We start from the raw sequence: 3,741 nt of genomic DNA, 5'->3' as shown, positions 1-3,741 counted from the left end.
AATACTTTTAAAGTGCGAGTTTAAAATAGAAAGGCTGAAATCTAAGTGCCAAAAGCAGCTTAGGTTTGCGGTGAGATATAACGATAGAAATGTTGTTTGTAATAAATCTCATTTTATATATCAGGATAGGGTTTCACGCATCAGTATATAAATTATACTGATGGTAGAGGTTGCTCTTTTAAGAGTGCTTCTCTGCGTTTCCTGGCCTAACCCATTGTTTGTTTCAGTTGAGGGCGACAAAAGGAACCTTTAATTAGTAGTTAATTAAGGTGGTTTGCTACGAGTAATACATAAAAAATTCGTTCTCATAATTTATGGGTTTATGGTTATGGAACGATGTATTTCGGGTATGAAGAGTGCTTGCAGAAAAAGCAAGGAGCGGTCTCACACTTTAGACTCAAGGGCGACCAAACCCATCTTTAAAATCTTTCGATTATAAAGTTACCACCTAAAGCTTACGTGAGAACCGCTCGCATGCCTTTGCAAAAGTAAGAAACTTTATGACATGGAGCGACTTCACGATACTCTCGAAGGTAAACTTGGTCGTTTTGAGTCGAGATAACATCGTTTTAATTATGCCAAAAAGGCTAATTGTCAATTCGCTAGAACAAATATAATAAAATTAATTAAATACCCAACATATAGGGTAAATATTTTATCATTTATGGAAAAATTAATTTGCTTTGAGACAACACAATATGATTTAGACTTTATAAATCATATAAAAGCAATACGTAAGGAGAAGGCTTTTACTAAAGATGAGCTAAGTCTAAAGATGGGAGTAGCTAGAAGTTTTGTAAGTAATGTAGAATCATTTACTCAACGACACAAATATTCTACGCGTCACATTGCTTTATTGGCAAAGGCTTTTGGTTATAAAAACATTTCAGATCTGATGAAATTCCCTACTCCTCAATATGATAAAATTAAAGTTACCGTAAAACAAACTATGAATGAAAGTGGTACTAAGGCGTTAAGTTCAGAGGTATTGTTGATTGAGCCTTTAAAATAATTTACAATAAATAAATAATTATACTTTATTAGCTAAATGTAAACATTACAAAGAATACCACTATTAAGTACCTCAAAATTTTAGCTGCTTGTCCAGTTATTTTTTTTCTTCTATTAATTGGATTTTAAATGGTTTAGAGAATCTTTTTTTATGCGATTTATGTTTGGCGATAATTTAGAAAACTGTAAAAAAATATAATGCATTACTTTTAAGCATTGATGAATTTATCACGAAATCACTAAAAGTGGGTATTGTATTAATAATTTTAATAGCTTTTATTTACAGTCCTAGAAATATTGCATGAGTTATGGTAAAGCTTTAAAGAAAGATCCTACACATGTAATTTCCCAACTAAGATAAGCGGCCTTCCATTGGCGGTAATTATCCCAATATAATCGAGTTCATATGAAGAAAATCGACCTACATATTCATACAATTGCGACAGTTAGTGATAAAGCTTTTGAATTCGACTTATCGAAATTAAAAGAGTACACTGAAAAACTTGATATTGATGCAATAGCTATTACAAATCATAATGTATTTGATTTTAAACAATACAATGAAATTGTTAAAGAACTTGACATAATTATTTTCCCAGGAATTGAAATTGATTTAGAAAGAGGGCATTTATTATTAATAGCTGATAATAAAGATTTGTCAGAAATTAACGATTTTGCAAAAAAATGCGAAAGAGTTACTTCTTTGATTAATACAAAAGATGATTATATAACGCTGCAAGAATTTAATCAGATTTTCACTGTATTAGATAAATATTTACTGATTCCTCATTATCAAAAAAATCCAATAATAAATAATGATATAATATCTCAAATTAATTCTTTAATAAGTGCTGGCGAAGTATCAAGTTATAAAAAATTTAAAACCTGTATAAAGGATAAAGAGAGTTTAGTCCCTGTAATTTTTAGTGATACGCGATATTTTTCTACAATGAAAAACTTTTCAACTCAACAAACTTTTGTTGATTTAGAAGAAATTACATTAAATGGAATTAAATCTTGTCTTACAGATAAACAAAAAGTATTTCTAACTAAAGAAGAAGGAAATAATTTTTTTCAAGCTACAGATGATGGACTTATGTTATCAACAGGTTTAAATGTTATCTTAGGAGAGCGTTCAACAGGAAAAACAGTAACATTAGAAAAAATATTTCATAATCATGACAATGTTAAGTATATAGAGCAATTTTCTTTATTACAAAATGATAAACAAAAATTTGAAGAACTACTTTCAAGAAGGCATAGCTCTGTTTCTGAAGAATTTTTAAGTGAATTTAAACAAGTTATTGATTCTGTAAAGAATATTGATGAAAAACAAAACGAACTTGAAATTGAAAAATATTTAGACTCGTTGTTAAAGTATGCTTCAGATAACGAAAAAGCTGACGCTTTTTCAAATACAAAACTATTTAGTGAAAATTTATTTACAAAAAAAGATTTATTTAGTTTAAAAAATCTAATTTCAGCAACTAAACTTTTAAAAGAAAATTCAGACTATAAAAGTATAATCAATAACCATATAACTAACCAATCATTAGAAGCGTTGGAAATCGATCTAATGAAAGAATATCTTCGACTTGAAGTAATTAACTTGAAAAAAGACTGGGTTAATAATCTAATTTCAAAAGTTAAAGATGAACTACGTTTTAGAACTTCATCAACTGTTCCAGAAGATGTTGATTTTTATAGGATAATGGTTGAAAAAGATAAAGTAAATAAATTTATTAAAATTGTAAATGATTTAAAAAAAGAAAGCGAAATAGACAGAAAAGAAATAAGAGGTTTTAAAATTGTTGCTTTTACGAAAAATTTCACAAGCGCTACGCACTTGAAAAAAGTATGTAAAAGACAAATTTCTTTAACTGGAGCTTTTTTAAACTATAATTTGCCTTTTAAATTTTTAAAATCATTACAAAGTCTTGATATTGAGGAAACAGAGTTGTACAAATTCTTTATCGACATTGAATATAAAACCTTAAATAAACTTGGTTTTGAAGTTTCAGGTGGCGAACGCTCTGAATTTAATTTGCTTCATGAAATTAATGACGCTTTAAAACATGAAATGCTATTAATAGATGAACCTGAATCATCTTTCGATAATATTTTTCTAAAAAACGAAGTTAATGCACTATTGCGAGATATTTCGAAATCAATACCAGTAATTATTGTAACACATAACAGTACAGTTGGTGCGTCCATAAAACCAAATTATATTGCTTGTACTAAAAGAGAAATTAATGATGGTAAAATTATTTATAAAACTTTTTCTGGATATCCAGCTGACATACATTTAAAATCAGTAACTGGAGAAATTATCAATAATTATGATGTTATGCTTAATTGTTTAGAAGCAGGAAATGATGAATATAATAAAAGAAGAGAAGAAACATATGACATACTTAAAAATTGAAAATAACAAAGGGTATTTTCTAAAACAAGAAAAAGAACAAGTTGACAAATGGATTGAAGTTGATAAGATTTTAAAGGAAGACTTAATGAGTTTGCTAGAATCTGCTATTTCAACTGATTTCGAGATGGATGAATATATAGAAGAGAAAATTGGACATAAAGCTCATCAAATTGTATACAAAAGTATTTATGAAAAATTCTTAGATTTTGTAAATAATAAAAAATCATTTATTGATGAATGTGATTCCCAATTTAGTAGTGCAATTGCTAAACACGAATCTCTCGAATAAAATAACGACCCCA

The 3,741-nt window shown here is 28.1% G+C and carries 3 protein-coding genes; all 3 read left to right on the top strand.

Annotated elements, in window-relative coordinates; translation table 11 throughout:
• Window positions 1-664: 664 nt before the first annotated feature.
• The gene (locus tag P8M54_RS12320; protein WP_300288206.1) at window positions 665-1,012 is read left to right on the top strand and encodes a helix-turn-helix transcriptional regulator; all 348 of its coding nucleotides are present in this window, start codon (window positions 665-667) and stop codon (window positions 1,010-1,012) included.
• Window positions 1,013-1,417: 405 nt separating this feature from the next.
• A complete protein-coding gene (locus P8M54_RS12315; RefSeq protein ID WP_300288204.1) occupies window positions 1,418-3,439 on the top strand; it encodes a PHP domain-containing protein in 2,022 nt (673 codons plus the stop codon).
• Window positions 3,387-3,728 carry a hypothetical protein gene (locus tag P8M54_RS12310; protein WP_300288203.1) on the top strand — a complete coding sequence of 114 codons (342 nt, stop codon included), beginning with the start codon at window positions 3,387-3,389 and terminating at the stop codon, window positions 3,726-3,728. Before P8M54_RS12315 ends, P8M54_RS12310 begins: the two co-directional genes overlap by 53 nt.
• Window positions 3,729-3,741: the final 13 nt, after the last annotated feature.

The sequence above is a fragment of the Flavobacterium sp. genome (assembly GCF_029242675.1).
Taxonomy (GTDB): Bacteria; Bacteroidota; Bacteroidia; order Flavobacteriales; family Flavobacteriaceae; genus Flavobacterium.
The sequence above is the reverse complement of the archived record's forward strand: the minus strand, read 5'-3'. Positions and strand labels throughout refer to the sequence as shown.